Raw genomic sequence first — 26,233 nt, 5'->3', positions numbered from 1 at the left:
AAAGCCGCCCCTCGGGGCGGCTTTTTCATTTGGCGATTTCGCGGGCGAGGGCGCAGAAGCCTTCCAGCGGAATATCCTCGGCCCGGTCCGTTGGTGCGATGCCCACCGCGTGCAGGCGATCCTCGATATCCGGGGCAACGCCCTTCAGGCTGGAGCGGAGCATCTTGCGCCGCTGGTTGAAGGCCGCCGCCGTCAGCCGCGACAGGACGGCAGCATCGGCGGGAAAACGCGGCTCGTCCAGCCGTTTCAGGTGTACAACGGCAGAATGGATCTTGGGCGGCGGCGTGAAGGCTTCCGGCGGCAGGGTCATCACCACGCGTGCATCCGTCCGCCACTGGGCCAGAAGCGCCAGCCGTCCATAGGCTTTGGAACCGGGCTTGGCCACGATCCGCTCGGCAACCTCTTTCTGGAACATCAGCGTCAGGCTTTCCCAGAAGGGCGGCCACTCTTTCGGCGTCAGCCAGCGCACCAGAAGTTCCGTCCCGACATTGTAGGGAAGGTTTGCAACGAGCCTGATGGGGCCGGTCAGCCGGTCTGTAGGGTCAATGGCAAGCGCGTCTGCATTTATGACCTCCAGCCGGCCGGGATAGGCTTCGGCAACTTCCGCAAGTGCGGGAAGGCAGCGGGGGTCCTTTTCGATCGCAAGAACGCGGCGCGCGCCTTCGGCCAGCAGCCCGCGTGTAAGGCCGCCGGGTCCGGGCCCCACCTCGATCACGTCGGATCCGGACAGATCGCCCGCCATTCGCGCGATCTTCGCGGTCAGGTTCAGGTCCAGCAGGAAGTTCTGCCCCAGTTGTTTCTTTGCCACCAGATCATGCGTGCGGATCACTTCGCGCAGCGGTGGCAGGCCGTCAATCGTGCTCACGGGTGGTTCCCATTGTTGCGGCCATTCGCAAGGCCGCGATAAGGCTGGAAGGATTTGCTACACCCTTTCCGGCGATGTCGAACGCTGTCCCATGATCGGGAGAGGTGCGGATGAACGGCAGGCCAAGCGTCACGTTCACGCCATCGTCGAAGGCGATGGTCTTGATCGGGATGAGCGCCTGATCATGATACATGCACACCGCTGCGTCATAGCGGGCGCGGGCGGCTGCGTGGAACATGGTGTCGGCAGGCAGCGGGCCGACAAGGTGCATGCCTTCGGACCGCAGCGCCTCCAGCACGGGAACAATCCGCGCCTCTTCCCGCCCGATGGTGCCGCCTTCACCTGCATGTGGGTTAAGTCCCGCCACGGCGATCCGCGGGGCAGAAATGCCGAAGTCATGGATCAGCGCCGAATGGGTGATACGAAGTGTGTCTTCCAGAAGCTGCGGCGTCAGGGCTACCGGCACTTCCGCCAGGGGGATATGGATCGTGGTCGGCACCACCCGCAGGCCCGGCGCCGCCAGCATCATCACGACCCGGTCCACCCCCGCCAGTGCAGCAAGGTATTCGGTGTGGCCCGGATAGGCAAACGCCGCGCCGTCCTTCAGCGCCTTTTTGGAGATGGGCGCCGTGCAGATGCTTGACACCTCGTTCGCCTGTGCCAGCGCAACGGCCCGCGCGATCACCTCGATCACGCCGGCAGCATTTCCGGGGTGTGGCTGGCCGGGCGTGGCGGGGGCGGCAAAGGCGTGCGGCAGCACCGGCAGATAGTTCGCAGATACCTCCAGCGCTTCGGCCGGGGCCGAGATGCTGGCCAAGGGACCCGGCAGATGGCGCGGATCGCCGATCACGAAGAACGGCACCTCCGCCCCCAGAATGGCGCGGGCCTTGGCGGCAAGTTCGGGGCCGATGCCCGCAGGCTCGCCGCAGGTCAGGGCGACGGGCTTCACGGCGTGCGGATGATGGCGTTGTCGCGCAGCTGGCTCAGGTAAACCGTCGCCAGGGCGTTCAGCTGCTGGTTGGTCAACTGCTGGCGGATGGCGTCCCGATCCACGGCCTGATCCTGAATTGGGCGGCGGGCGCAAAGCATGACCAGCGACGGGGCGCTGCCGTTCACGACCGCGCTTTCATACTGGTCAAGCCTGGCGATCGCCGGTGCCAGATTGGCGGGAAGCTGGCTTTCCGCTTGCGTTCCGCGCTGCACCGGAACCCCGTTGCGGCGTGCGGCTGCATAAAGATCGTTGCAGGTATCTGCACGGGCCGTCACCGTCGCCGCCGCTTCGGCGGCATTGGCCGCCGGCAGCGGATAGAGGGCATAGTCCACTTCAGTCGGGCGCTGCGTCGGGGCAGATTCTTCCTTGGCGCGAAGCTGGAAGATGGCAATGGCATTCGGCAACTGAAGCGGCTGCGTCACGCCGCCCGCATCAAGCCCAAGAAACACGGGCTGCAGCCCCGGCGGAAGTTCAGCCAGCGACAACCATTCCAGCGCACCGCCATTATCTGCCGTGCGCGATGCGGAATATTGCCGTGCGAATTCCGCAAAGTTTGCACCAGCCTCAACGCGGCGAACGATATCTTCGGCGGCGGCAAGCGCCTGCGCTTCCTGCCCGGGTGGGACGGGCAGGATCACCTCTGACAGCAGGACGCGGATGTTCGGGGCCTGACGCTGCGCTTCCACGGCGCGGTCGATATCGGCATCGTTGATGACAACGCGGTTGGCGAAACGACCACGCACCACATAGCGCCACAGCACGCCCGCCTCCACGAAGGCGCGGAAGGTGGCCCGGTCAACGCCCGCGGCCTCGATCTGCGAGATGAACTGCTCGGCGGTAAGATCAGCCCGCTGGGCAAATTCGACCATCCCATCCTCGATCTCGGCGTCCGAGACGGTGATGCCGGCCTGACGTGCGGCATCCAGCCGAAGCCGATCCTCGATCAGGCCATCCTTTGCGACCTGCGGGATGTCGCCCGGGGCGCGCAGCAGGGTCAGAAAGCGGATGCGTTGCTGAAGCTCCCACTCTGTCACGGCGCTGCCGTTCACGATTACATTCGGCGCGAACAGGTTTTGCGCCAGCACCGGCGTGCTTTGCCCCGCGATAAGGGCCGCTGCAAGAAGAGGAAGGGTGTAGCGATGCATTCTGTCTTCTCTTGTCTGCTTTCGGGGGATCAGCCCTGGCAGGTGCCGGCGGGGCCGGGCCGCTTGTTGCTGCCAAAACCCAGAAGATCGACCGAAAGGCCCACCTCCGTGCTGGGGTCCACACTAGTCGAGGATGCGAACTTACGCGAGAGGTAAAGCTCCATCGCAAGGCACTCGTTGCGGAATTCGGCGCCTATGCCCGCGCGCACGGCGCGATCCGCGTCGAAATCGTAGCGCGAGGTGGCCCGCGCGGCCCATGCATCGGTGAAACGGTAACGGGCGTCGACCGTCATTTCCGACAGACCGCGCTGGCGATCCTCCCCGGCATCGGCAAGGATCTTCACGTAGCCGGCCGCCAGATCGAACCGCTCCAACGAGGCCTGCATCCGAAGTTCGGACTTCGTGACGGACAGATCATCATCGAAAAGCGTACGGTTGGTGATGATCAGCCCCTCGCTCATCATGATCTGGAACTCGGCCAGCCAGTCGCTGTTCTTGCCGTTCAGGCCCGAGGCTTCGCTGAACTGGTCCAGATCGCGTTCGCGGAAGACGCGGCCGACGGTGGTGCCAAAGCTCCACCCCGAGGGGGCAAGGCGGGTATAGTTCAAGCCAAGGTTCAGTCGTGCCCCGCGTTCATATTCGTCGAACCCCGAATAGCGGTTCAGCGCGAACAGGTTGGACGCATCGAATTCGACCAGCGTGCTGTCCTCGTTCGGAATGTCTTTCGTGTCATTCGGGCTCCAGACAAGTTGCGCCACCGGGCTGATGATCTGGCTGACGCCATTGGTACCCGCCTTGACCCATGGCCAACGCAGTTCCGCCCCCAGTGCGCCGGTCACGCGGGTGGTGGTTCCGGCATATTCGGCGTCCTGATCGATGTTGTAGATGTCGGTCCGAAGTTCCCCCAGCGTCGTGCCAAGGATGCCTGCGGGAAGGACGTAGTTGCGCCGCCAGTCCAGGTGCAGGGAGGCCCGCCGCGTGTCGCGCCCATCGGCGATGTCGTCCACGTCCAGGTCCGTATCGAAAGGATTGTCCGAGCTGCGGCCCGCGCCGTAAAGCTGGACCTGCAATCCTGCCTCGCCGCCCAGCGGGCCGCCGGTGAAGCGGCGGTGCAGCGTCGCCTCGCCCACAAGCGAGGGGATGGTGGAGTTCGGCTCTCCGTCGCGGATGGAATGGAAGTTGATGATCCGGCCCGAGATGTGTTCGTTCCGGCGCGTACGCGAGATTTCGGCGCTGCTTTCCAGACGGTCACGCTGGTCCAGTCCGTAATCATAGAAATAGGCAGCATCGCTGACGGTATCGACGCGCAGATCAAGGGTGTAGTTCTGCGGCAGCGCGAACTGGCCCGTCGCCAGAAGATAGCTGCGTGTGCCTTCCTGCAACCTGTCGCGCGAAACGGCACCGTTCACCTCTATCCAGCCGGCGTTGAAGGCCTGGCGATAGCGCATGTCCAGCGAGCGGGCGTTCTTTGTTGCCAGATACGGCGTCAGCGTCAGGTCGCGCGATGGGCCCAGCGGCAGGAAATACGGGATCTTCAGGCCCGTCCCGAAATCCGAGGTGGTGCGAAGAGAAGGTTGCAGCACGCCGCGCATCCGCTCCACCGTGGGGTCGGGCATCCGCAGGCGGGGGATATAAGCGATGGGCACGCCCGCAAAGCGAAGCTGCGCACGGTCGAAATAGATCTGGCGCGTTTGCTCGTCATGGATGATCTCTCTCGCGCGGATCTCCCACAGCGGCGTGGGATTGGAGGCGCACACCTGACAGGAAGAGGCGACGGAACGGCCAAGGCGGGTATAGCGGTCGCCGATGCGGCTGACCTCGTTCGCGGCAAGCTGAAGCTGCTGGTTCAGCACCACGCGGGCCGAGCGCAGGACCCCATCGCGCAGATCGCCCGAAAGCTGGGCCTGATCCGCCAGAACCACGGTTCCCTTGCCATCATCCAGCGTGATGGGGCCGCTGATGGTCAGGCTGTCGCGTCCGCGGTCATATTCCACCCGCTGGGCCCGCAGGCGCTGACCCTGATAGAACACCTCCACATGCCCCGAGGCGGTCAGCACGTTGTCGTTGCGGATGTGAAGATCGTCTGCGACCAGGGTGGCCTGATCCTGCTGCGCCATTGCGGGCAGGGACGAAAGGGCCAAGGCGAACAGGGCGGCACGAAGGCGCATCAGCCATCCTCCAGATGCAAAAGAAGCCCCAGAGAGGCGAACACTGCGGCAATAGATGGGATCCACGCCGCCAGAAGCACGGGTATTTGTCCGTTTTCCCCAAGGATCTGCGCGAAGCTGCGCAGGAAGAACACGCCAAAGCCAACCAGAAGCGCCAGCAGAACCTTGTTGCCAGTGCGTCCCAGCCGCGCATGACGCATCGTGAAACCGGCGGCGATCAGCACCATGGCGGCAAGGAACACGGGCAGGGAAAGCTCGCTCTGGAACCAGACGCGGTGTTCGCGGGCCTGAAAGCCGGCATCTTCAAGCCCGCGGATATAATCCGGCAGCTTCCAGATCGCGATGTCAGAGGGTGCGCGGAACCCTTCGCGGATCGTCTCACGCGTCATGTCCGAGGGCAGGGCGAGGGTGTCCAGGATGCGGGCGCTTGCCTCGGGCGTGGCTTCGGAAAGATCCCAGCGCTTCACCCCCGTCAGACGCCATTCGCCCGCGCCAAGCTGCGCGGTTTCAGCCCCGATACGTCCGAGGAGCTGCCCTTCGGAGTCGAAGTCCATCACGGTCACGCCGCTCAGCGATGTGCCATTGGCATTTGCGCGGTCGGCATGGATCACGGTCTGGCCATGCGCGCTTCCCTGCCGCAGCCAAAGCCCTTCGCCGGAAACCGAAAGCGTTTGCGACGTTTCCTGCGCCAGCCGCGCCACCACCACCTCGTACCGGTTGGACGTGGCGGCAACGATCGGATTCATCACGGCCACGATCACCATGCCCAGAAGGAAGGCGGTGATGGTGGGCGCGACCAGAATGCGCAAGCCCGCGCGCCCTGCCGCCCGCATCACCACCAGTTCCGAGGATCTTGCAAGGCCAAGGAACAGGGCGATGGCGGCGAGGATCACGATCAGGGGCAGGATCGTATAGATGCTGGCCGGAACATGCAGCAGTGACAGGCCGAAGGCACCGCTGATTCCCACATCGTCGGAAAAGCGGCGCATCTGGTCCAGCATGTCGATCAGCAGCAGGATCCCGAAGAAGATCAGGAACACCCGTGTGACCATCCGCAGGAAGCGACGCGCGATATAGAAGCTGAGGATCATGCCCGCCGCCTTGGCCGTTGCGACCACCAAAGAAGTATGACGGCCAGCATGCAGCCGGTCAGCGGTGCCGCATAGGCCAGGATCCAGCCGCCCGCGAATTGCGGCCCTGCGGACCCCGCGACCGTGTTCACAAGCTGCACCACGATCAGCAGCAGAACCGCGAACAGGATCTGCCGCCAAAGCCCGAACCGGCTGTAGGCGCCCAGCAGCAGCGCGGCAAAGCCGATCAGGCTGGCGGCGAGGCCAAGAAACGGCTGGCCCAGCCGGTCATGCCCCTCGAAGATCATCTCGGCGCGGGTGGAGCGGGTTTCGGTCTGCGCTGCCTCGGTCGGATGCAGAAGGGCGGAGGTTGAAAGTTCGTTCATGCGGCGGGCGCTGCGCTGCGCGGGTTCAAGCATCGCGCCGATGTCATAGGTGAAGTCGGCAAATCGGGTCACGGCAAGGCGGCCTGCCTCCAGCGTTTGGGCCATCCCGTTCACCATCACCAGCTTCGGCCCCGTATCGGTGCGCACCAGAAAGGCACTTGCCGCGGTATAGATCACCTCGGCCGGCCCGCGGCCGTCGCGCAGGAACAGGCCGTCCAACTCTCCGCTCGGGGCGATTTCGCGGATATACAGCGTGAGTCCGTCGGCCGGATGCAGGAATTCCCCGTCCTTCACGAACTGCGCGGCAAGGCTGTCGCGAACCTCGGCGGTGCGATCGGCCAGGACGGTGCGCGACAGGGGAACCAGAACGTTCATCAGGACCAGCATCATAGCCGCCACGATCAGCCCGAACAGAACCACGGGCCGCGCCAGCCGGAAGGCGGAAAAGCCGGTGGCCTGCATCACCACAAGCTCCGACTCCGAGGCCAGCCGGTTCACGACGTAAACCGTGGCCACAAAGGCCGAGATGGGCAGGACCAGCCGGATCACATTCGGCAGTGTCAGCAACGAGAACTCAAGAAAAACCAGCGCTGACTGCCCATCGCCGATCAGATCGTCAAACAGGCCAACGGCCGAGTTGATCCAGTACACCGCCACAAGAACAAGTGAGAAGAATCCGAACAGCTGCAGAAGTTGCGACAGCATGTACCTGTCGAATCTTGCCACGGCTGCCCTCATGCTTCTTGCTGTTTTCCGGCACGCTACCCCAATCGCGCGGTGGGGAAAACTGGTATCTGGCCATCTTCCCGACCTCGGGATACGGTCACGCGGAACCTTGCCTTCGATGGAGATGCCGATGACAACCCCCGTGACCATCCAATTTGTCGACACGGATGTCGAGAGCATCGCCGACGCACCGGGCCGCGTGATTGCGTTTCTTGGGGGCGACGGCAAGATGGGCATCGCCGCGCGGCGGGTGGATCGGCTGACCCGCGGTGCGCTGAAGCGCGTTGCCGCATCCGATGCTTTCGCGCGGCTGAAACCGGGTGAGGGGCTGGAGCTTGCCTTTCCCGCCGGGCTTGCCGCTTCGGCGCTTCAGGTGATCCGGCTGGACCGCAAGGACGATATCACTGCCGCCCGCAAGGCAGGTGCGCTGATCGGCCGCTCGCTTGGCCGCGATGGGGCGCTGGTGCTGGCCGATGCGGTGACGCGTGCCGCCGAACTTTCCTTCGGGCTCGCCCTGCGGGCCTATCAGTTCATCGACCGCAAAACCACCAAGGGTGAGGAGTTCGGGGCCGTGACGCTGATGGTGAACGGGCCCGAGGCGGTCGCCGCCGAGGCTGCGCCGCTTGCCGCATTGGCCGAAGGCATCTTCTTTACCCGCGATCTGGTCAATGAACCTGCCAACATCCTGACCACCGACGACTTCGCCGCCCGTCTTGCCGCCATGCAGGAACTGGGGCTGGAGGTGGAGATCCTTGAGGAGGAGCAGCTTGCCGAACTTGGCATGGGCGCGCTTCTGGGGGTGGGAATGGGCTCTGCCTCGCCGACCAAGGTCGTGGTGATGCACTGGAACGGCGGGGGGGAAGAAGCCCCGCTGGCGCTTGTGGGCAAGGGCGTGGTGTTCGACACGGGCGGCATCTCGATCAAGCCTGCGGCGGGCATGGAAGACATGACCATGGACATGGGCGGCGCGGGCACCGTTGCGGGCGTGATGCGCACGCTGGCGCTTCGCAAGGCCAAGGCCAATGTCGTGGGCCTTGTGGGGCTGGTGGAAAACATGCCCGGCAGCCGGGCGCAACGTCCGGGCGACGTTGTCACCTCCATGAAGGGGGACACGATCGAGGTGATCAACACCGATGCCGAAGGCCGCCTGTTGCTGGCCGATGTGCTTTGGTATGCTCAGGAACGCTTCCAGCCTGTCGCCATGATCGATCTTGCGACGCTGACCGGCGCTGTTATCGTGGCGCTTGGCTTTGAAAACACCGGCGTGTTTTCGAATGATGACGCGCTGTGCGAGGCGTTCCTTGCCGCCGCCAAGGCCGAGGGCGAGGGCGCATGGCGCCTGCCGATGGGGGACGCCTATGACGCGGCGCTGAAATCGCGTGTGGCCGATATGCGCAATGTGGGCGGTGGGCGCGCCGGCAGTTCCCTCGTCGCCGCGCAGTTCCTCAAGCGGTTCGTCAAGGACGAGGTGCCGTGGATCCACCTTGATATCGCCGGCACCGCCGCTTTGAAGGGGGACTGGGCATTCGGCCCGAAAGGTGCGACCGGCTGGGGCGTTCTGGCGCTGAACCGCCTGATCCGCGACCGCTTCGAGGGCTGATCGGTGCCGGTGATGTTTTATCACCTCACCCACTCCACGGTGGAGCAGACGGCCTTCACCTTGCTGTCGCGCGCGCTGGCCACAGGCTGGCGCGTGATGCTTCGCGGCGATCCCGGAACGCTGGACCGGCTGGATGAGGCACTTTGGACATCGCAGGATGACAGTTTCCTTCCCCACGGGCGCGAAGGCGGGCCCCATGATGCCGACCAGCCGGTGCTGCTGGGTCAGGGGCCGATCGGCAACGGTGCCAACTGCCTGATGGTCGCGGGCAGTGCCGACTTCACGCCCGAGGAAGCGGCGCCGCTTGATCGCCTGTGGGTGCTGTTCGACGGGATTGACAATATCGCGCTGGCCCGCGCACGCGATCAGTGGCGCGCCGTGGTACAGGCGGGCGTCACCGCACAATATTGGTCCGAGGAATCGGGCCGGTGGGAAAAGAAGGCAGAACGTTCGGGTGCCGAATGAAGATCCGCCCGGAAGCTTCTGAGGACGACCGGAAAATCCGTAAACTTCTGATCGACGCTTTCGGGCGGCCGGATGAAGCGGATCTGGTGGCTGCCTTGCGCCGTGACGGCGCCGTGGCACAGGCGTTGGTGGCCGAGGTGGAGGGCGAGATTGTCGGGTACCTGATGCTTTCGCACCTTGATGCGCCATTTTCGGCCTGCGCGCTTGCACCGCTGGCTGTTGCACCGATGTGGCAGCGGCAGGGTATCGGCGCCGCCCTGATCGAGGCCATCGACACAGGATGCGACGCGATCTTCGTGCTGGGGGATCCGGCATACTATTCCCGCTTCGGGTTCAGCACCGATCTTGCCACCGGATATGCCTGCGCCTTTGCAGGACCCTTCTTCATGGTGAAGCCGCAGGCGGAAATACCGGCCACGGGACGTATCTTTTACCCGCAAGCCTTTGCGGCGCTTTAACGGCTCAGGATCATGCGGTCACCCGCGATGCTGATATCGAACCGGCCAAGATAACTCATCCCCAGAAGCGATCCGTCCATCTCTCCGGAATTGACGAAAGCGGGAAGGCGCGGATCGGTGAACGGGCCAAGGCGGACGTCCTGTAACTCCACCCGCGCGGTTCGGACGGGGCCGTTGGCGGTATAGGCGGTGCCAAGATAATCCAGCGCGTCCGGCTCGATCCCCAGCCTTTTGGCGTCGCGGGCGGAGAGGACAACCTGGCTGGCGCCGGTATCGGCAAGAAAGCGGATGTCGCGCCCTTCAACTGTCAGGGTGACGTAGTAATGCCCGTCCGGCGCGCGCGGGATCGCAATCTCGCCGCCCTCGCCAACCTGCTGCTGGGGGGCAAGGGTCGGCCCCATTTCGTTCCAAAGGCCATAGCCTGCGGCAACGGCCAGAAAGATCAGGCCCCAGGCCGCCGCGATGCGCAAAGCGGCCCCCATGCGGCTGCGAAACTCCACGAAGATCCAGCTGCCGACAAATGCCAGCAGCAGAACAAGATACCCAAGCCGGCCAATGTCGAATGCTTCCATGGCCAAGGATATAGGCGGCTCAGCCGGCCGCCTCCAGACGTTCCTGCGCCCGCAGCCAAAGATCTTCGGCCCGGTCCAGACCTTCCATCACCTCGGCATATTTCTTTTGCCACACGGCAGCTTCGTCGGGGCGTTCATACAGCGCGGGATCAGACAGTTTCACAGCCAGCTTTTCGCGCATGTCGTTCAGCTTCGTGACTCGCTCCTCGCATTTGCGGACTTCGGAGCGGAGGGCGGTCAAATCCTCGCGGTTGACCTTCTTCTTTTCCGGCTTGGGTGGCGCTGCGGGTTCGTCCCCGGTCAGCAAAAGGCGGCGATAAGCCTCCAGATCCTGATCGAAGGCGGACACTGCGCCGTCCTTCACCAGCCAAAGCCGGTCGGCCACCAGCGACAGAAGGTGCATGTCGTGGCTGACCAGAACCACCGCACCGGAATAGCTGTTCAGCGCCTCGGTCAGGGCTTCGCGGCTTTCCATGTCAAGGTGGTTGGTCGGTTCGTCAAGGATCAGCAGATGCGGTGCGTCCAGCGTGGCCAGCAGCAGCGACAGGCGCGCCTTTTGTCCGCCGGAAAGCCGACCGACAGCGGTTTCCGCCTGATCTGCCATCAGTCCGAAACCAGCCAGCCGTGCGCGAAGGCGGGGCTGCCCTTCGGCGGGACGCATCCGCTGCAGGTGCTGCAGCGGCGTTTCATCCACGAACAGCTCATCCACCTGATGCTGGGCAAAATAACCGATCCGCAGCTTGGATGACCGCGTCATCCGCCCATCCAGCGCCTGAAGTTTACCCGCCAGAAGCTTGGAAAGTGTGGATTTTCCTTCGCCGTTGCGGCCCAGAAGCGCGATGCGGTCATCCTGGTCGATCCGCAGGCTGAGGCGGCGCAGAACCGGCTTGCCGTCATACCCGACCGAAGCACCGTCAAGGTTGATGATCGGCGGTGAAAGCTCTTCGGGTTCGGGGAAGGTGAAGACCTGCTTCTTTGCCTCCTCGGGGGGCGTGATCGTCTCCATCTTTTCCAGCATCTTCACGCGGGACTGGGCCTGAACGGCCTTGGAGGCTTTCGCCTTGAAGCGATCCACGAAGCTTTGCAAATGGGCGCGGCGGGCTTCCTGCTTCTTCGCCTCGGCAGCCAGAACGGCACGTCGTTCGGCCATCTGGCGGGCGAATTGGTCATACGGACCAGTCCAATAGGTCAGCTTCTTCGAGTCGAGATGCAGGATGCCCTGTACCGCGCGGTTCAGCAGCCCCCGGTCGTGCGAGATGATCAGGACAGTATGAGGATACTTCTGAAGATAGCTTTCCAGCCAAAGCGCACCTTCAAGATCCAGATAGTTGGTCGGTTCGTCCAGTAGTAGCAGATCGGGCTGGGCGAACAAAACGCCGGCCAGTGCCACGCGCATCCGCCAGCCACCCGAGAAGTCGGAGCATGGGCGAAGCTGCGCCTCTGCATCGAAGCCAAGCCCCTTCAGGATGGACGACGCGCGCCCTTCGGCCGACCATGCATCGATATCGGCCAGACGGGTCTGCACCTCGGCGATCCGGCTGGCATCGGTTGCCGTCTCCGCCTCGGCCAGAAGGGCGGCGCGTTCGGTGTCGGCGGCCAGCACCGTATCCAGAAGCGAGGTGGAGGAGGACGGAACCTCCTGCGCGACGCCCCCGATGCGGGCACGGGTCGGAAGCGAAATCTCGCCCCCTTCAAGTGCCAGTTCGCCCTTGATCAGGCGGAACAGCGTCGTCTTGCCCGCGCCGTTGCGCCCGACAAGGCCGACCTTGTGGCCGGTCGGGATGGTGGCCGAGGCGTTTTCGAAAAGCGGTCGGCCTTCGATCGAATATGTTATGTCGGAGATACGCAGCATGAACGAGGCTTGCCCCATGCGGCGCCCGCCGTCAACGTCCGGCATTGGCATTCCGTGCCGATCTGATCTATAGCGGGCTCAACCCGCGACGTGGTGGAGAGGCAAGATGAACAAAGGCTGGACGAAATCCGACTGGCGCGCAAAGCCGCGCATCCAGATGCCGGACTATCCCGACCAGACCGCCCTGACGGCGGTTGAAGGCCAGCTTGCCGCTTATCCGCCCCTGGTCTTCGCCGGCGAGGCGCGGCGCCTGAAGGCGCAGCTGGCCGATGTTGCCGCCGGCAAGGCGTTCCTGCTGCAGGGTGGCGACTGTGCCGAGGCGTTTGCGCAGTTTCGTGCCGACAATATCCGCGACACCTTCCGCGTGATGCTGCAGATGGCCGTCGTGCTGACATATGGCGCGAAGGTGCCGGTGGTGAAAGTGGGCCGCATGGCCGGTCAGTTCGCCAAGCCGCGTTCTGCCCCGACCGAGGTTGTGGGCGGGCAGGAGCTTCCGTCCTATCGCGGCGACATCATCAACGGCTTCGACTTCACGGCCGAGGCGCGGGTGCCCGATCCCAAGCGGATGCTGCAGGCTTATACTCAGGCTGCGGCCACGTTGAACCTGCTGCGCGCATTTTCGACCGGCGGCTTCGCCGATATCCACCGCGTTCATTCCTGGACGTTGGGCTTTGCCGAACATGACAAGGCCGAACGTTACCGCGAGGTGTCCAACCGCATCGCCGATGCGCTGGACTTCATGACGGCTGCGGGCGTCAATGCCGATACGGCGCATACGCTGTCCTCTGTGGAATTCTATACCAGCCACGAAGCATTGCTTCTGGAATATGAGGAAGCACTTTGCCGGGTGGACTCGATCTCGGGCAATCCGGTTGCGGGTTCGGGCCACATGATCTGGATCGGTGACCGCACGCGCCAGCCCGATGGGGCGCATGTGGAATTCTGCCGCGGCGGGATCAACCCGATCGGCCTGAAATGCGGCCCGTCCACCACGGCAGAGGATCTGAAGGTCCTGATGGCCAAGCTGAACCCCGAAAACGAGGCTGGCCGCCTGACCCTGATCGCGCGCTTCGGTGCGGGCAACGTGGGGGACCACCTTCCGCGCCTGATCAAGGCCGTGCAGGAAGAAGGGGCGAACGTTGTCTGGTCCTGCGATCCGATGCATGGCAACACCATCAAGTCTGCCTCGGGCTACAAGACGCGGCCTTTCGACAACGTGCTGGCCGAGGTGAAGGACTTCTTCGCCATTCACCGCGCTGAAGGCACCGTCCCCGGCGGCGTCCATTTCGAGATGACGGGGCAGGATGTGACCGAATGCACCGGCGGCCTGCGCGCCGTCACGGATGAGGATCTGTCGGATCGCTACCACACTGCCTGCGATCCGCGCCTGAACGCCAGCCAATCGCTGGAACTGGCCTTCCTTGTTTCCGAAGAACTGTCGGCCCAGCGCGAGGCGATGCGCCGCGTTGCCCTGTAACCGGCCCGTGACGCCCTGCGCGCTTGGCTTTGGCCGCGCGCAGGGCTATTTGCCCCCATAGGGCCACGAGGAGACACCCATGACGCGCTTTGAATACCAGGTCATTCCCGCACCGGCGAAGGGCGAGAAAGCGCGCGGCGTGCGCAGTGCTGCAGAGCGCTTTTCTCTGGCACTGGCGGGCGTGATGAACCGCATGGGACGCGACGGCTGGGAATATGTGCGCGCCGAGAGCCTGCCGGCCGAGGATAAGAGCGGCTGGATGCGACGCACGGTCACTGTTCAGCATGTTCTGGTGTTCCGCCGCCCGGTTTCCGATCATGCGCCGGCCATTGCCGAACATGCGGCTGCCAACGGGCCCGCGTTGACCGTCGCCAATCCGCCTGAAGGGGCGCCACGCCCGATCGGGCCGGCGCGTCAGGGCTGACGCGCGGCGGCCAGCGCGGCCGGAAGGGCGGCTGCAAACAGATCGTGGTCCTCCGGCAGGCCGATGCTGACGCGGATGCAGCGGTCCTGCGGGGCCGTGAAAGGCATCCGCACAAAGATGCCTCGTTCGATCAGTTCCTGCAGAACGCGCCGGGCGAAGGCACCATCCGCACCGCAATCCATCGTAACGAAATTGGTCGCCGAGGGCAGGGGATTCAGCCCGTTCTGCCGCGCGGCTTTCGACAGCGCCTGCCGTCCGGCCTCCACCTGTGCGCGTACATGCGCCAGCCATTCTATGTCGGCCAGCGCGGCCAAGGCGCCGGTCTGCGCGATGCGGTTCACGCCGAAATGGTTGCGCACCTTGTTGAACGCCTCGATCAGTGGGGCGGCACCCGTGGCATAACCGATCCGTGCACCGGCCATGCCATAGGCCTTGGAAAAGGTGCGCATCCGGATGACGCGCGGATCATCGACATCGATGCGGGGGATCGTGCCTTCCGGCGCCAATTCCACATAGGCTTCGTCCAGGATCAGCAGACAACCCTCGGGCAGGGAAGCGACCATGTGTTCCACAACCGATGCCGGATGGTGGCTGCCCATCGGGTTGTCGGGATTGGCAAGATAAAGAAGCTTGGCATCCACCTCTGCCGCGCGGGCGACCAACGCCTGCGGATCCTCGTGATTGCCGGCATAGGGCACCTTGTGCAGCGCCCCGCCAAAGCCCGTGACATGAAAGTTGAAGGTGGGATAAGCCCCCTCCGAGGTGACGACCGCATCGCCCGGCTGGATCAACAGGCGGACAAGCAGGCCCAGAAGCCCATCGATCCCTTCGCCCACCACGACGTTCGACGGTTTGATGCCGTGATGCGACGCCAGCGCCTCGCGCAGGTCATGGTTTTCGGGATCGCCGTATTTCCAGACGTCCTGCGTGGCGCGCACCATCGCTTCGATCGCGGCGGGCGACGGGCCTATGCGGCTTTCATTCGCCCCGAGACGCGCGGCGAAGGGGTGCTTGCGCAAACGCTCCTGCGTTTCAGGCCCAACGAAAGGCACGGTGGACGGGAGAGAGCGGATCAGGGGCGTAAAGCGCGGCATCGGCGGGACCCTTGGGGTGATGGAAAGGCGCCCGCTGGGGGGCGCCTTTCGCAGGATCAAAGCTGGGCGAGGGCGGCGGCAAGTTTGGCAGCCTCCGCCTCTTGCAGGGCAAGGTTCTCACGGGCTTCCTCGACCACCTCATCCGGGGCGGATTCGATGAACTTGGGGTTCTTCAGCCGCCCGCGCAGGCCGTTCATGTCCTTTTCCAGCTTTTGAAGGGTCTTTTCCAAACGCGCCTTTTCAGCCGCGATGTCGATGACGCCCTCCAGCGGGATGGCGAAGGTGGCCCCTTCCACCGCGACGGTGATCGCGCCCTTCGGGATGTCGGCAGCCTCGGTCAGGCTTTCGATGCGGGCAAGGCGCTGGATCAGGGCCGCGTTCCGGTCCCATGCCGCGCGGGCGGCGGCGTCCATGCCGATCGCTTGCGCATCAAGCCGCAGCCCGACCGGCACACGCACCTGCGCGCGGGCAGAGCGCACGCCCTCGATCACCGAGATCACCCACGTCATCTCTGCCGTGGCTTCGGCGTCGGTCACGGTGAAGTCGGGCCAGTCGGTGTGGACCAGCGGCTTTGCGCGGGTGCCGGTGGTTCCCCAAAGCTCTTCGGTGACGAAGGGCATGATGGGGTGCAGCAGGATCATGCACTGGTCCAGAACCCAGGCCATGGTGCGGCGCGTTTCGTCCGCCGCATCGCCATCGAACAGCGGCTTGGCGAATTCGACATACCAGTCGCACACCTTGCCCCAGACGAACGAATAAAGCGCATTGGCCGCCACATCGAAGCGATAGCCCTCCAGGGCCGCGTTCACCTCGGCCAGAACGGCAGATGTTTCGCTGATGATCCAGCGGTTCACAGTTGCCGTGGCCTGCGGTGCGGCAGTTTGTGTCGCATGCCCTTCCCAGACGCCGTTCATTTCGGCGAACCGGCAGGCGTTCCACAGCTTCGTTCCGAAGTTGCGGTATCCGGCAATGCGGGCGGTTGAAAGCTTCAGATCGCGCCCCATCGCGGCCATCGCCGAAAGGGTGAAGCGCACGGCATCGGCGCCGTATTCGTCGATCAGCTCCAGCGGGTCGAGGACGTTGCCCAAGGACTTGGACATCTTCTTGCCCTTTTCGTCGCGGACAAGGGCGTGGACATACACCGTCTTGAAGGGCACCTGATCCACCACGGCCAGTTGCATCATCATCATCCGGGCAACCCAAAAGAAGATGATGTCAAAGCCGGTCACCAGTGTGGTGGTGGGGAAGTACTTCTGCAGTTCCGGCGTTTCTTCGGGCCAGCCGAGCGTTCCGATGGGCCACAGGCCCGAGGAGAACCACGTGTCCAGCACGTCGGGATCGCGCCAGTAGCTGACGGCGTTGATGCCCGGCACCTGCTCGGCGCTGTTGCCGATGGCCTCTTCGCGGCTGGCGGCGGGTACCAGTGCGAACTCGCCATAGTAATCCAGCATCTGCTGGCGCGCTTCCTCTTCGGTTGCGGCGCAGAAGGAGACGGTTTCGGACCAGTCGAAGGGGGCGACGCCCTCTTCCTCGGGGATGCGGCGCGGGCCGTACCACACCGGGATCTGGTGGCCCCACCACAGCTGGCGGCTGATGCACCACGGCTCGATGTTCTCCAGCCAGTGGAAATACACCTTGGCGTCCCGCTCCGGCAGGATCTGGGTGTCGCCATTGCGGACGGCATCCAGCGCAGGGCCGACGATTTTGTCGGTATCCACGAACCACTGGTCGGTCAGCATCGGTTCGATCACGACCTTCGACCGGTCGCCGTAGGGCTGCATGATGGGTTTGGATTCCACCACCGGAACGCGGGTCAGATGTTCGGAACCCGTTTCATCGTCGATGGACTTGACCAGTTCCGTCACGGCGAGGCCGGCGGCGTTGATGTCGGCGATCACGGCCTTGCGCGCCTCGAACCGGTCCATACCGCGATACTTGGCGGGAACGAGGTTCAGGCCGTCCACCTCGGTTTCATCGGTGGGCGAACCGGCGGCGATCTCGCGTGCACGCGCCACCGCCTCGGCATACGGGGCGCCATCGTCGCGCATCGCGCCGCGGGTATCCATCAGGCGATACATCGGCAGGCCGTTGCGCTTTGCCACCTGATAGTCGTTGAAGTCATGCGCGCCGGTAATCTTTACCGCGCCAGATCCGAAAGTGGGGTCGGGATATTCGTCGGCGATGATCGGGATCAGGCGGTCGCACAGCGGCAGGTGCACCATCTTTCCCACGATGGAAGCATAGCGATTATCCGAGGGATGAACCGCGACGGCGCCGTCGCCCAGCATCGTTTCAGGCCGCGTGGTGGCGATGGAGATGTAGTCCCGCACCTCGCGCAGGATGACGTTTCCGTCCTCGTCCTTTTCCACGTATTCGTAGGTTTCGCCCCCCGCCAGGCGGTACTTGAAGTGCCACATGTGGCCTGAGGTTTCGATGTTCTCCACCTCCAGGTCCGAAATGGCGGTTTCGAAATGGGGGTCCCAGTTGACGAGACGTTTGCCGCGATAGATCAGGCCCTTGCGATACATCTCCACGAAGACCTTGGCGACGGCCTCGGGGAAGTTGCCGGACATCGTGAAGGCTTCGCGCGACCAGTCGCAGGATGCGCCGAGGCGCTTCAGCTGGCCAACGATGGTGCCGCCGGACTTGTCCTTCCATTCCCAGACCTTGTCCAGAAACGCCTCGCGGCCCAGTTCGCGGCGGGAAGGTTGCTGGGTGCGGGCCAGTTCGCGTTCCACCACCATCTGCGTGGCGATGCCGGCATGGTCGGTGCCCGGCTGCCAAAGCGTGTCGAACCCGCGCATCCGGTGCCAGCGCACCAGAATGTCCTGAAGCGTGTTGTTGAAGGCATGGCCCATGTGCAGGCTGCCGGTCACGTTGGGCGGGGGAATCATGATGCAGAAGGTTTCTTCGCGCGATGCATTGGCACCGGCGCGGAACGCCCCCATCTCTTCCCACATCGCCGAAAGGCGGGCCTCGGCCTCGGCTGCGTTGAACGTCTTTTCCATCGCCATCTTCCGGCCCCCTTCTTCACTGTCCGCGCAGGGATACAGGCGTTCGCCGCCGGTGAAAAGCCTGTCGTGAAACCGACATTCCGCCCTGTCAGGATTGGCGAAAGCGGCTTTTTGCGAAGGGGGCGAAAAAACGCTTTGCAAACGCTTCGATGTGCTGCATAGGGGCGGCCTTGTTTTCAGGAAAAGGGCGGCTCATACGCACCTGGCCTGGTTCTTCGAAACCTCGCAGGTGTCGCTTCCGGGAACATTCGGGGGGCGGGGCCGCTTCTGTTGGCAGAAAGGAAACGCCGATGGGACTCTCGAAAACAATCTGGACTTCGCCGGCCGAATATATCCGGACGCTGCAGCCCGAAACGCCGGTTCTGTTCTTCTCTCCCTCTGTACTGCAGGGGATGGCCCGCCGCTTCATTGACGGCTTTCCGGGCATGGTCACCTATGCGGTGAAGTCGAACCCCGAGGAAGTCGTGATCGAGAACCTTGCCGCCGCAGGCGTGCGCGGGTTCGACGTGGCTTCCCCGGCCGAGATGCGGCTGATCCGTCGCCTCGCCCCCGAGGCGGCGCTGCATTACAACAACCCCGTTCGTGCGCGGCATGAAATCCGCACGGCGGTGGAGCTGGGCGTAAAAAGCTACAGCGTCGATTCGGCGTCGGAACTTGCCAAGTTGATCGAACTGGTGCCGGCGGAAGGGACCGAAATCTCCGTCCGGTTCAAGCTGCCGGTGGCGGGCGCCGCTTATAACTTCGGGGCCAAGTTCGGCGCCACGGTGGAGCTTGCGGCGGAACTGCTGGCAACGGCGGCGAAAGCGGGTTTCGTGCCGTCCATCACCTTCCACCCCGGCACGCAATGCACGGATCCTGCGGCATGGGGCAGCTACATCTCTGCCGCGGCCGAGATTGCGCAGGGCGCGGGCGTGACGATCGCGCGGCTGAACGTGGGTGGCGGCTTCCCGAACCACAGGCTGAATGCCGTTTCACCGGATCTGGACGCGATCTTCGATCTGATCGACCGCACCGCGACCGAGGCGTTCGGCGACAACCGCCCGCAGCTGGTGTGCGAGCCGGGCCGCGGCCTTTGCGGCGATGCCTTCACCCTTGCCGCGCGCGTGAAAGCCGTGCGTGACGGGCAGCATGTGTTCCTGAACGACGGGACCTATGGTTCGTTGACCGAGCTGCCGATGATTGGCGTCATCGACCGGATCGAGGTGATGACCCCTGAAGGAAAACTGCGCGAGGGCGACAAGTCCGACCGCATCATCTTCGGCCCGACCTGCGATTCCGTGGATCGGTTGCCGGGCGAACTTCCGCTGTCGGTGGATATCGAGGAAGGCGACTTCGTCGTCTTTCAGGGGATGGGCGCTTATTCCGCTGCAACCAACACCCGCTTCAACGGGTTTGGCGAGCTGTCGATGGCCACTGTCCTGTCGCTGAAGCTGTAAGCATTGACCCCGTCCGTCGCCTCTGGCAATTCCGGAGGCGACAGACAGGACAATGACATGAACCTCTTTACCGAACTCCGCACCGTCGTGACCGGGGCGATCGCCGCGATGCAGGCGGCAGGGGATCTGCCCGAGGGGCTGGATCTGGCCAACGTCGCGGTGGAACCTCCGCGTGATCCGGCACATGGCGACATGGCCACCAATGCTGCGATGGTGTTGGCCAAGCCCGCCGGCTTGCCACCGCGCAAGATCGCCGAAGCGCTGGCCGCGCGCCTTGGCACGGACGAGCGGGTGGCAGAGGTGGAGGTGGCCGGTCCCGGCTTTCTGAACATCCGCCTGAAAACGGGCGTATGGCAGCAACTGGTTGCCGCCGTCCTGTCGCAACAGGGGGATTATGGCCGCAGCGCCATGGGGCAGGGCGTAAAGGTGAACGTGGAGTTCGTTTCGGCAAACCCCACCGGCCCGATGCATGTTGGCCATACACGTGGCGCGGTCGTGGGCGATGCGATGGCAAAGCTGCTGGCCTTCGCCGGTTATGACGTCACGCGCGAGTATTACATCAACGATGGCGGCGCGCAGGTCGATGTGCTCGCACGTTCGGCCTATGAGCGTTACCGCGAAGCGAACGGGCAGGAGCCGGAGATTGCCGAGGGCCTTTATCCGGGCGATTACCTGATCCCCGTGGGGCAGGCACTGAAGGAAAAGTATGGCGACAGCCTGCTGGACCAGCCCGAAAGCGTCTGGCTGGCGGATCTGCGGGAATTCGCGACGACGCAGATGATGCAGATGATCCGCGAGGATCTGGCTGCGCTGAACGTGGAAATGGATGTCTATTCCTCGGAAAAGGCGCTTTACGGCACCGGCAAGATCGAGGCTGCGCTGCAACGGCTGCGCGACATGGACCTGATCTATGAAGGGGTTCTGGAGCCGCCGAAGGGCAAGACACCCGAGGACTGGGAGCCGCGCGAGCAAACGCTGTTCCGTTCCACCCTGCATGGCGACGATGTTGACCGGCCGGTGATGAAATCCGACGGATCGTGGACGTATTTCGCCCCCGATATCGCCTATCACTTCGACAAGGTGGAACGCGGCTTCGATCTGCTGATCGACATCTTCGGCGCCGATCATGGCGGTTACGTCAAGCGGATGAAGGCGGCCGTTGCGGCCCTTTCGAACGGCCGCGTGCCGCTGGACGTGAAGCTCGTGAACCTCGTGAAGCTGTTCAAGAACGGCGAGCCGTTCAAGATGTCGAAGCGAGCGGGCACCTTCGTGACCCTGCGCGACGTGGTGGACCAGGTGGGCGCGGACGTCACCCGCTTTGTGATGCTGACGCGCAAGAACGACGCACCGCTGGATTTCGACTTCGACAAGGTGCTGGAGCAATCGAAGGATAACCCCGTCTTCTATGTCCAGTACGCCAATGCACGCATCAACTCGGTCCTGCGCAAGGCGGCCGAGGCGGGCGTGGAGGTTGATGACCTGACGCTGGCTGCCACCGATTTCTCGGCCCTCGGGCACGAGGCAGAGATCACGCTGATCAAGAAGCTGGCCGAATGGCCGCGTCTGGTGGAAACCGCCGCCCGCAGCAACGAGCCGCATCGCGTCGCCTTCTACCTTTACGAGCTTGCATCCGACTTCCACGGCTTGTGGAACCGGGGCAACGATGAACCCTCGCTGCGGTTCGTTCAGGACGATCCGGCCATGGCACAGGCGAAAATCGGACTGGCGCGGGCGACGGGCGTTGTGATTTCCAACGGATTGGGTATCCTTGGGGTCACGCCGGTTGAAGAAATGCGCTGATAAGGCACCCGCCGGTCGTGATGAACAGGCAAGATCGCGGTGGGCAGACGCCGCATTGGGGCAGTGACATGGCTGAGGTGGACTTCGACGATTTCGAAGCCGCGGACTATGTTCCGCGGCGCAGCTTCCGGTTTCAACGAGTGATAAACATTGCCGGGGCGGTCAGTTCGGTCGCGATGGTGGTTGCGCTTGCATGGTGGGGCTATCACACCACGGTGCGTGATGTGCGCGGCGTGCCTGTTGTGCGCGCCCTTGAAGGCCCGATGCGTATCACCCCCGATGATCCGGGTGGCCAGATCGCCGACAATCAGGGCCTTTCGGTCAATGCGATCGCGGCCACGGGGGCCGCTGGTGCCCTGCCGCAGGAACTGATGCTCGCCCCGCGTCCGGTGGAGCTTGACGTTGGCGACGGCCCGGGCCTTGAGGGCGAGGAACCGCCCCAGGAGATCATGGAAGCCGTGGCCGAGGCGACTGGTGCGACCGGTGCTGTGCTGATGCCGGCAGCCTTGCCCTCACCCCCGCCGACGCCCGCGAAGGACGCCGAGGAACAGGGCCTTGCCTCCACCGTGGAGGGCGAGCCGATCCAGGAGATCGCGATCACGCCCCCTGCCATCGATCCCACGCTGATCCCCCCCGAGTTGAAGGATGAGGAGGTTCTGCCTCCTGCGCCTCCGGGTGCGGTCACACGGTCGCCCCGTCCCCCGCTGCGCCCGGCTTCGGCCGTGGCCGCAAGCGCCCCTGCGGCGCCCGTTCAGGCAGCTGGGAAGGAAACACCGGCATCGGCGGTGAAGCCCGGCGATCATCTGGTGCAGCTGGGCGCTTTCGATACCGAGGAACAGGTGCGGAAGGAATGGACGCGCCTGACGGGCAAGTTCGGCAACCTGATCGGCGCGAAATCGCTTCTGGTGCAGAAGGCCGTCAGCAACGGCCATACCTTCTATCGGCTGCGCGCTACGGGGTTCGAGGATGCTGCGGATGCGCGCCGTTTCTGCTCTGCGCTGCTGGCAGAGAACGCGGCCTGTATCGCAATCGTGGCGCAATGACCCTGCCATACGGCGCCACGATCTTCGGTTGCGATGGAACAGCACTAAGCGCGGAAGAAAAGGCTTTCTTCCGCGATGCGAACCCGTTCGGCTTCATTCTTTTCGCGCGTAATGTCGATACACCGGACCAGCTTCGCCGGCTGACGGCGGACCTGCGCGAGGCTGTTGGCCGCGACGCGCCGATCCTTGTGGACCAGGAGGGCGGACGAGTGCAGCGCCTGCGCCCCCCGCACTGGCGCGAGTATCTGCCTGCGCTTGATATGGTGGAACGGGCCAGCGATCCCGTGCGGGCGATGCAGATCCGTTCCACGCTGATTGCGGCGGAACTGCGCGCTGTTGGGATCGATGCCAACTGCGCGCCTGTTGCCGATGTTGCGGGGGATGCGACCCATCCCTTCCTGCGCAACCGCTGTTACGGCACCGATCCCCAAGTGGTGGCCGATCTGGCGCGCGTGGCGGCGGATGCGCATCTGGCGCAGGGCGTTCTGCCGGTTGTGAAACACATGCCGGGACATGGCCGGGCCACTGCCGACAGTCACCGCGATCTGCCCACCGTCACGGCTTCGGCGGAGGAGTTGGAGCGGGATTTCGCGCCCTTCCGCGCGCTGTCGGACCTGCCGATGGCGATGACGGCGCATATCGTGTTTTCTGTGTTCGATGATGCGCCAGCCACGTGCTCGGCCACCATGATCGACCTGATCCGGCAGGATATCGGCTTCGATGGTCTGCTGATGACCGATGATATCGAGATGGAGGCGCTTTCCGGTTCTGTGGCCGATCGGTCCTCGGCGGCTATCGCCGCGGGCTGCGACGTGGTGCTGCACTGCAATGGTGGCATGGCCGCCCGCCGGGCAGTGGCGGCGGCAGCCGGAACCATGAACATCGCCGCGCAGCGCCGCGGCGAGGCGGCAATGGCGGCGCGCCGGGCACCTGAGGGCGTGGATCTTCGCGCCTTCGATGCGGAACTTGCCGCGCTTCTGGGCGCATAAGTCCATGCAGAACGATCCGCTGAGCGTCAGCGACCGGCTGGCGAACGAATCCCTGATCGTGGATGTCGAGGGGTTTGAGGGGCCGCTTGACCTGCTGCTGATGCTGTCGCGCACGCAGAAAGTGGACCTGCGCCGCATCTCTGTACTGCAACTGGCCGAACAGTATCTGGCATTCGTGGAACGGGCAAAGGGCCTTCGGATCGAACTGGCCGCCGATTATCTGGTTATGGCGGCATGGCTTGCCTATTTGAAATCGCGCCTGCTTCTTCCGCCGGATCCGGCAGAACAGGGACCTTCGGCAGAAGAGCTGGCAACGCATCTGGCATGGCAGCTTGAACGGCTGCAGGCGATGCGCGAGGCGGCAGCCCAGCTGATGGCGCGTGACCAGAAGGGGCGCGACTTCTTCGCTCGGGGGCAGGAGGAGGAGGTGACGCAGCATCGGCGCACCAATTGGTCCGCAAGCCTGATCGACCTGATGCGCGCATATGCGCGGCTGCGCACGAAGGACGAATTCCGCCCCTTCGTCATGGACCGCCAGAATGTCTTTACGATGGAGCAGGCGCTGGACCGGATGCGCGACATGCTTGGCTTTTTCGGCGAATGGGGGGATCTGGCCGATTGGCTTCCGCCGGGCTGGGATACGCATCCGATGCGCCGCCGCTCGGTCACGGCTGCGCATTTCTCGGCCGTGCTGGAAATGGCGAAGCGTGGGCAGATCGACCTGCGTCAGGGCGGCACCTTCGCCCCCATCCTGATAAGGCGGCGGGCATGACGGGTATTCCAATCGCCGAACAGGAACGGATGGTGGAAGCGGTGCTTTTCGCCTCGGCCGAGCCGGTGTCCGTGGCGGAACTCGCCGCGCGCCTGCCAGAAGGGGCAGACGCCGCGCAGGCGCTTGCCAATCTGCGAAAGCATTATGAAGGCCGGGGTGTGCGGCTGGTGCGTGTGCAGGATCGCTGGGCCTTTCGCACTGCGCCCGATCTTGGATTCCTGATGCAGCGGGACGTAGTAGAAACGCGCAAGCTGTCGCGAGCAGGCATCGAAACGCTTGCAATCGTCGCCTATCACCAACCCGTCACCCGGGCCGAGATCGAAGAGATCCGCGGCGTGGCTGTTAGCCGCGGAACGCTGGACCAGTTGCTGGAACTTGAATGGATCCGCCTTGGCCGCCGCCGCATGACGCCGGGCCGTCCGGCCACCTTTGTTGTGACCGAACAGTTCCTTGATCATTTCGGGCTGGAGAGTGCGCGCGATCTTCCAGGTGTGAAGGAACTTCGCGAGGCAGGATTGCTTGATAATCGACCCGCTCCGGCCATGATGGACTCAGCGGCGGACGAATCGCAACAGGGCGAGGACTGACGATGATGTTCAGGATGCTGCAAAGAATGCTCATCGGGATGGTGATGGGCAAGGTCGTGACCAAAGGGATCGACTATGCCTCGCGCAGGGGCAAGGACCCCGCGCAGATGACACCCGAGGAGCGTGCCAAGGCACAAAAGATGCAGAAGATGGCGCAGCGGGCGCGCAAGCTTTCGCGGATCACGCGCCGCCTGCGTTAGCGGAAATGCTTGGCCAGCTTCAACCCCTGGCCTTGATAGTTCGAGGCGATGCCGGCCCCATAAAGCAGGTCCGGTGCTTCGCTCATGCGTTCATAAACCAGTCGGCCCACGATCTGCCCGTGTTCAAGCGCAAAGGGTGCTTCATGGCACCGCACCTCAAGCACACCGCGTGAACCGCTGCCCGTCCCATGGCCGAAACCGGGGTCGAAGAAGCCGGCATAGTGGACGCGGAATTCCCCAACCATCGCCAGATAAGGGGCCATTTCGGCAGCATGGTCGGGCGGAATGCTAACAGCCTCACGACTGACAAGGATGTAGAACGCGCCCGGGTCAAGGATGATACGCCCCTCGGTCGCGTGCACCTCTTCCCAGAAGTCCGCGGCCGGATAATGTCCGATGCGCGCCAGATCGACGACGCCGGTATGGGGTTTCGCACGATAGCCTGCGGGCCCGTCAAGCCGCAGATCAACAGAAAACCCCAGCCCGTCAGAGATCATTGCCTTGCCATCGACCAGCGGTGTCCGGTCGTGAAGGGCCGACAGTTCGGCATCCGTCAGAACCGCCTGTCCACAACGCAAGCGCAGCTGGTTCAACCGCATGCCCGGCCGCACCAGTACAGAGAAGCTCCGTGGGCAAACCTCGGCGTAAAGGGGGCCTTCATAGCCCGTGGTGATGCGATCGAACTCCACGCCGCCGTCGGTGATGGTCCGCGTCAGAAGATCAAGCCGGCCGGTAGAGCTTTTGGCGTTCGCCACCGCCGAAACATGGGGGGGCAGGGCCAGGCGTTCCATCAGCGGGATGACATAAACGCATCCCTTTTCCAGCACCGCGCCATCTGTCAGATCAATGCGATGCATCTCGAATTCTTCCAGACGCTCGGACACGGTGCGGCCGTGGCCGGTCAGGAAACTGGCACGCACGCGATAGGCATGATGGCCAAGGCGCAGATCAAGGCTTGCCGGTTGCACCTGCTCGGGAAGAATCGGCTGTTCCGCAGCGATGGTTCCTTTTTCGATCATCTGCCGCAGCATTTGCGAAGGAAGGACACCGATCATGCAAGACTCCGAATATGAAGAAAGCCGCCCGCGATTGCGGACGG

23 protein-coding genes are annotated in these 26,233 nt (G+C 64.0%); 12 read left to right on the top strand and 11 right to left on the bottom strand.

The features are described 5' to 3' along the window. Positions 1-25: 25 nt before the first annotated feature. The 6 genes from rsmA to lptF are packed head-to-tail and all read right to left on the bottom strand — an operon-like array spanning position 26 to position 7,351. Entirely contained in the window at positions 26-865 is an 840-nt protein-coding gene (rsmA, locus tag JX25_RS06425; protein WP_128254228.1) for a 16S rRNA (adenine(1518)-N(6)/adenine(1519)-N(6))-dimethyltransferase RsmA, read from the bottom strand. Then, positions 852-1,814: a 4-hydroxythreonine-4-phosphate dehydrogenase PdxA gene (pdxA, locus tag JX25_RS06420; protein ID WP_128254227.1), complete on the bottom strand. Its 963-nt coding sequence runs from the start codon at positions 1,812-1,814 to the stop codon at positions 852-854. The genes rsmA and pdxA overlap by 14 nt, the downstream gene beginning before the upstream one ends. Further along, positions 1,811-3,001 carry a peptidylprolyl isomerase gene (locus JX25_RS06415; protein ID WP_128254226.1) on the bottom strand — a complete coding sequence of 397 codons (1,191 nt, stop codon included), beginning with the start codon at positions 2,999-3,001 and terminating at the stop codon, positions 1,811-1,813. The genes pdxA and JX25_RS06415 overlap by 4 nt, the downstream gene beginning before the upstream one ends. A 29-nt stretch (positions 3,002-3,030) precedes the next feature. Beyond that, positions 3,031-5,169: an LPS-assembly protein LptD gene (locus JX25_RS06410; RefSeq protein ID WP_128254225.1), complete on the bottom strand. Its 2,139-nt coding sequence runs from the start codon at positions 5,167-5,169 to the stop codon at positions 3,031-3,033. Further along, positions 5,169-6,260, bottom strand: coding sequence for an LPS export ABC transporter permease LptG (gene lptG / locus JX25_RS06405; protein WP_128254224.1), 1,092 nt, complete (start codon positions 6,258-6,260; stop codon positions 5,169-5,171). Before lptG ends, JX25_RS06410 begins: the two co-directional genes overlap by 1 nt. Continuing rightward, positions 6,257-7,351 (bottom strand): LPS export ABC transporter permease LptF, encoded by a 1,095-nt coding sequence (gene lptF / locus JX25_RS06400; protein WP_128254223.1) that lies wholly within the window; start codon positions 7,349-7,351, stop codon positions 6,257-6,259. Before lptF ends, lptG begins: the two co-directional genes overlap by 4 nt. A gap of 130 nt (positions 7,352-7,481) precedes the next feature. Here lptF and JX25_RS06395 point away from each other — a divergent pair, with 130 nt between their 5' ends. Genes JX25_RS06395 through JX25_RS06385 form a run of 3 tightly spaced genes read left to right on the top strand, consistent with a single transcriptional unit; the run spans position 7,482 to position 9,874 of the window. After that, positions 7,482-8,951, top strand: a complete 1,470-nt coding sequence (locus tag JX25_RS06395; protein ID WP_128254222.1) for a leucyl aminopeptidase — start codon at positions 7,482-7,484, stop codon at positions 8,949-8,951. Between the two features lie 12 nt (positions 8,952-8,963). Further along, positions 8,964-9,416, top strand: a complete 453-nt coding sequence (locus tag JX25_RS06390) for a DNA polymerase III subunit chi (protein WP_128254221.1) — start codon at positions 8,964-8,966, stop codon at positions 9,414-9,416. Next, positions 9,413-9,874: a GNAT family N-acetyltransferase gene (locus JX25_RS06385; RefSeq protein ID WP_128254220.1), complete on the top strand. Its 462-nt coding sequence runs from the start codon at positions 9,413-9,415 to the stop codon at positions 9,872-9,874. Before JX25_RS06390 ends, JX25_RS06385 begins: the two co-directional genes overlap by 4 nt. Here the strand turns inward: JX25_RS06385 and JX25_RS06380 are convergent. Both JX25_RS06380 and JX25_RS06375 read right to left on the bottom strand, forming a co-directional pair. Continuing rightward, on the bottom strand, positions 9,871-10,446 hold the full coding sequence (locus JX25_RS06380; RefSeq protein WP_128254219.1) for a retropepsin-like aspartic protease family protein: 576 nt from the start codon (positions 10,444-10,446) through the stop codon (positions 9,871-9,873). The genes JX25_RS06385 and JX25_RS06380 overlap by 4 nt on opposite strands. A gap of 19 nt (positions 10,447-10,465) precedes the next feature. Then, on the bottom strand, positions 10,466-12,298 hold the full coding sequence (locus JX25_RS06375) for an ABC-F family ATP-binding cassette domain-containing protein (RefSeq protein WP_128255199.1): 1,833 nt from the start codon (positions 12,296-12,298) through the stop codon (positions 10,466-10,468). A gap of 106 nt (positions 12,299-12,404) precedes the next feature. Between JX25_RS06375 and JX25_RS06370 the strand changes: the two genes are divergently transcribed. Both JX25_RS06370 and JX25_RS06365 read left to right on the top strand, forming a co-directional pair. Then, a complete protein-coding gene (locus JX25_RS06370; RefSeq protein ID WP_128254218.1) occupies positions 12,405-13,775 on the top strand; it encodes a class II 3-deoxy-7-phosphoheptulonate synthase in 1,371 nt (456 codons plus the stop codon). 79 nt (positions 13,776-13,854) lie between these two features. Next, on the top strand, positions 13,855-14,199 hold the full coding sequence (locus JX25_RS06365; RefSeq protein ID WP_128254217.1) for a DUF4177 domain-containing protein: 345 nt from the start codon (positions 13,855-13,857) through the stop codon (positions 14,197-14,199). On the opposite strand, the gene JX25_RS06360 is transcribed toward JX25_RS06365, so the two are convergent. Beyond that, on the bottom strand, positions 14,190-15,293 hold the full coding sequence (locus tag JX25_RS06360; protein ID WP_128254216.1) for a pyridoxal phosphate-dependent aminotransferase: 1,104 nt from the start codon (positions 15,291-15,293) through the stop codon (positions 14,190-14,192). The genes JX25_RS06365 and JX25_RS06360 overlap by 10 nt on opposite strands. Before the next feature lie 56 nt (positions 15,294-15,349). Further along, entirely contained in the window at positions 15,350-18,307 is a 2,958-nt protein-coding gene (locus JX25_RS06355; RefSeq protein WP_128254215.1) for a valine--tRNA ligase, read from the bottom strand. Positions 18,308-18,597: 290 nt separating this feature from the next. On the opposite strand from JX25_RS06355, the gene JX25_RS06350 reads away from it, so the two are divergent. From JX25_RS06350 to JX25_RS06320, 7 genes are all read left to right on the top strand, one after another. Next, positions 18,598-19,743, top strand: coding sequence for a type III PLP-dependent enzyme (locus JX25_RS06350; protein WP_128254214.1), 1,146 nt, complete (start codon positions 18,598-18,600; stop codon positions 19,741-19,743). Positions 19,744-19,800: 57 nt separating this feature from the next. After that, the gene (gene argS / locus JX25_RS06345; protein WP_128254213.1) at positions 19,801-21,543 is read left to right on the top strand and encodes an arginine--tRNA ligase; all 1,743 of its coding nucleotides are present in this window, start codon (positions 19,801-19,803) and stop codon (positions 21,541-21,543) included. A gap of 68 nt (positions 21,544-21,611) precedes the next feature. Then, positions 21,612-22,586 carry an SPOR domain-containing protein gene (locus JX25_RS06340; protein ID WP_128254212.1) on the top strand — a complete coding sequence of 325 codons (975 nt, stop codon included), beginning with the start codon at positions 21,612-21,614 and terminating at the stop codon, positions 22,584-22,586. Next, entirely contained in the window at positions 22,583-23,575 is a 993-nt protein-coding gene (gene nagZ, locus JX25_RS06335; protein WP_128254211.1) for a beta-N-acetylhexosaminidase, read from the top strand. The genes JX25_RS06340 and nagZ overlap by 4 nt, the downstream gene beginning before the upstream one ends. 4 nt (positions 23,576-23,579) lie before the next feature. Continuing rightward, entirely contained in the window at positions 23,580-24,347 is a 768-nt protein-coding gene (locus JX25_RS06330) for a segregation and condensation protein A (RefSeq protein WP_128254210.1), read from the top strand. After that, entirely contained in the window at positions 24,344-24,934 is a 591-nt protein-coding gene (gene scpB, locus JX25_RS06325; protein ID WP_128254209.1) for an SMC-Scp complex subunit ScpB, read from the top strand. The genes JX25_RS06330 and scpB overlap by 4 nt, the downstream gene beginning before the upstream one ends. Positions 24,935-24,936: 2 nt before the next feature. Next, a complete protein-coding gene (locus JX25_RS06320) occupies positions 24,937-25,134 on the top strand; it encodes a hypothetical protein (protein WP_128254208.1) in 198 nt (65 codons plus the stop codon). Here JX25_RS06320 and JX25_RS06315 read toward each other — a convergent pair. Then, positions 25,131-26,189 carry a 2'-deoxycytidine 5'-triphosphate deaminase gene (locus tag JX25_RS06315; protein WP_128254207.1) on the bottom strand — a complete coding sequence of 353 codons (1,059 nt, stop codon included), beginning with the start codon at positions 26,187-26,189 and terminating at the stop codon, positions 25,131-25,133. The two genes, JX25_RS06320 and JX25_RS06315, sit on opposite strands and share 4 nt — an antisense overlap. Positions 26,190-26,233: the final 44 nt, after the last annotated feature.

It is taken from the genome of Falsirhodobacter deserti (genome assembly GCF_004015795.1).
Taxonomy (GTDB): Bacteria; Pseudomonadota; Alphaproteobacteria; order Rhodobacterales; family Rhodobacteraceae; genus Falsirhodobacter; species Falsirhodobacter deserti.
The sequence above is the reverse complement of the archived record's forward strand: the minus strand, read 5'-3'. Positions and strand labels throughout refer to the sequence as shown.

Coding starts and splice junctions, on each gene's coding strand:
- JX25_RS06415 (WP_128254226.1), bottom strand. CDS start 3,001: ATGCATCGCTACACCCTTCCTCTTCTTGCAGCGGCCCTTATCGCGGGG.
- JX25_RS06410 (WP_128254225.1), bottom strand. CDS start 5,169: ATGCGCCTTCGTGCCGCCCTGTTCGCCTTGGCCCTTTCGTCCCTGCCC.
- lptG (WP_128254224.1), bottom strand. CDS start 6,260: ATGATCCTCAGCTTCTATATCGCGCGTCGCTTCCTGCGGATGGTCACA.
- JX25_RS06395 (WP_128254222.1), top strand. CDS start 7,482: ATGACAACCCCCGTGACCATCCAATTTGTCGACACGGATGTCGAGAGC.
- JX25_RS06390 (WP_128254221.1), top strand. CDS start 8,964: ATGTTTTATCACCTCACCCACTCCACGGTGGAGCAGACGGCCTTCACC.
- JX25_RS06385 (WP_128254220.1), top strand. CDS start 9,413: ATGAAGATCCGCCCGGAAGCTTCTGAGGACGACCGGAAAATCCGTAAA.
- JX25_RS06380 (WP_128254219.1), bottom strand. CDS start 10,446: ATGGAAGCATTCGACATTGGCCGGCTTGGGTATCTTGTTCTGCTGCTG.
- JX25_RS06375 (WP_128255199.1), bottom strand. CDS start 12,298: ATGCTGCGTATCTCCGACATAACATATTCGATCGAAGGCCGACCGCTT.
- JX25_RS06370 (WP_128254218.1), top strand. CDS start 12,405: ATGAACAAAGGCTGGACGAAATCCGACTGGCGCGCAAAGCCGCGCATC.
- JX25_RS06365 (WP_128254217.1), top strand. CDS start 13,855: ATGACGCGCTTTGAATACCAGGTCATTCCCGCACCGGCGAAGGGCGAG.
- JX25_RS06360 (WP_128254216.1), bottom strand. CDS start 15,293: ATGCCGCGCTTTACGCCCCTGATCCGCTCTCTCCCGTCCACCGTGCCT.
- JX25_RS06355 (WP_128254215.1), bottom strand. CDS start 18,307: ATGGCGATGGAAAAGACGTTCAACGCAGCCGAGGCCGAGGCCCGCCTT.
- JX25_RS06350 (WP_128254214.1), top strand. CDS start 18,598: ATGGGACTCTCGAAAACAATCTGGACTTCGCCGGCCGAATATATCCGG.
- argS (WP_128254213.1), top strand. CDS start 19,801: ATGAACCTCTTTACCGAACTCCGCACCGTCGTGACCGGGGCGATCGCC.
- JX25_RS06340 (WP_128254212.1), top strand. CDS start 21,612: ATGGCTGAGGTGGACTTCGACGATTTCGAAGCCGCGGACTATGTTCCG.
- nagZ (WP_128254211.1), top strand. CDS start 22,583: ATGACCCTGCCATACGGCGCCACGATCTTCGGTTGCGATGGAACAGCA.
- JX25_RS06330 (WP_128254210.1), top strand. CDS start 23,580: ATGCAGAACGATCCGCTGAGCGTCAGCGACCGGCTGGCGAACGAATCC.
- scpB (WP_128254209.1), top strand. CDS start 24,344: ATGACGGGTATTCCAATCGCCGAACAGGAACGGATGGTGGAAGCGGTG.
- JX25_RS06320 (WP_128254208.1), top strand. CDS start 24,937: ATGATGTTCAGGATGCTGCAAAGAATGCTCATCGGGATGGTGATGGGC.
- JX25_RS06315 (WP_128254207.1), bottom strand. CDS start 26,189: ATGATCGGTGTCCTTCCTTCGCAAATGCTGCGGCAGATGATCGAAAAA.